1 protein-coding gene is annotated in these 1,387 nt (G+C 70.5%); it reads right to left on the bottom strand.

Annotated features, from left to right (window positions below):
- A partial coding sequence (locus ACFV4P_RS35945; protein WP_380477689.1) for a helix-turn-helix domain-containing protein occupies positions 1-1,227 on the bottom strand: 1,227 nt, incomplete at its 3' end.
- Between the last annotated feature and the right edge of the window lie 160 nt (positions 1,228-1,387).

Here is a 1,387-nt window from a genome sequence, read left to right as displayed (position 1 = left end):
CTCCAGGGTGACCGGGTCACTGTCGGCGATGGCGGTGTCGCGGGCGTCCTTGAGCGTGCTGCGGAACTTCTCCAGCAGGTTCTCCGTGGCTCCTGAAGTGTAGGACTCGTGGATTTCCGGCACCTCGCACAGGCCGTGCTTCGGGCTGGACAGGCGCAGCAGGAGCCGCAGGGTGGGTTCGGTGACCCAGAGGGGGCCGGGCTCGTCGCGCTCGCCGATCGGGTTGGGCAGCACGGCGTCGTGCTCCCAGACCGGTGGGGTGATCAGGTGGACTCCGGCGCGGCGGCGGTCGTGCGGCATGCCGGTGGTGTGCTCCAATTGCCCGAGCGGCAGATGGGTTTTGAGGGCGGACAGATAAGCGCCGTTGACGTCGAGTGCCGTCACCTCATGAACGCCGGGTGGCAGTTCGGCGCGGGTCCATTTGGGGCGGGCCTCCCAGATCTGGTCCGCGCCCCGGGAGGTCTGCTTCTTCAGGATGTCGGGAATCCAGGGGTGGGCGATCACGTCGTACCGTCCGCCCTTGCGGGTTTCGTCCAGCAGGCGCATGGCGTCCGGGATCGCCTTCTTCAACAGCGCCGCGGTGGCCGTTTCCACGTCGCCCTGGTGCTCGGCGAGTGCTCCCTCGACGGCCGCGTGGATCAAGTCCCCGGGGCCCGACGGTTCCTGGAACGCCCGGCGGGCCGGGCTCTTGGCACGCTTGGAGGGCTTCGGGGCAGCCGGGGCGGGCCGGTCGGCGGCCGGGGCCGGCGGCGTCCCGACTGCGCCGCCCTGGCATTCGGCGGGGTCCAGGTGCTGAGCGAAGCCCTCCACTCGCTGTCGGGCCGGACGCCCGCACAGCACACACGGCTCCGGGGCCATGAGTACCTCGACTTCGTCCCCGTCCTCGAACGCGAAAGAAGCGGGCCCGGCCTCAGCCGTAGCGTCCGCATCAACGGAGCGAACAGCGGTGGACTCCACCGCCGACTCGGTTTCGGGCGTGGTGTCGGTGAGGAGCTTGGCGCTCAATCCGTCCAGGAGGTAGGCGTACTTGGCGCGTACCTCGCCGGCCGGATCCCGGCCGGCCTCCCAGGCGCTGACCGTGGACGGGCTCACCCCGAGGGCGCGGGCCACCTGTGCCTTGGACAGCTGAGCCTGCTCGCGCAGGGCGCGGCGGGCTTCGGGTTCCGGGAGGTCGGCCTGGGGGGTGACGGAGTGGAGGAGGGAGTCGATCGCGTCGAAGTCGCTCACCGGAACGCTCCCTTCAGATGTAGGTGACGGGGTTGCGGGAGAGGTGCGGGACCTGGGTGGCGCGGCCGACGCGGTCGTCGCCGCGTTGCAGTTCTCCTTCGAGGGCGTAGCGGTCGCCGTGTTTGGAGATCCCGGTGATCTTCGCGACGGCCAGGACCGT

Source organism: Kitasatospora sp. NPDC059795 (assembly GCF_042732175.1).
GTDB lineage: Bacteria > Actinomycetota > Actinomycetes > Streptomycetales > Streptomycetaceae > Kitasatospora.
This window is presented reverse-complemented; position numbering and strand designations above follow the sequence as displayed.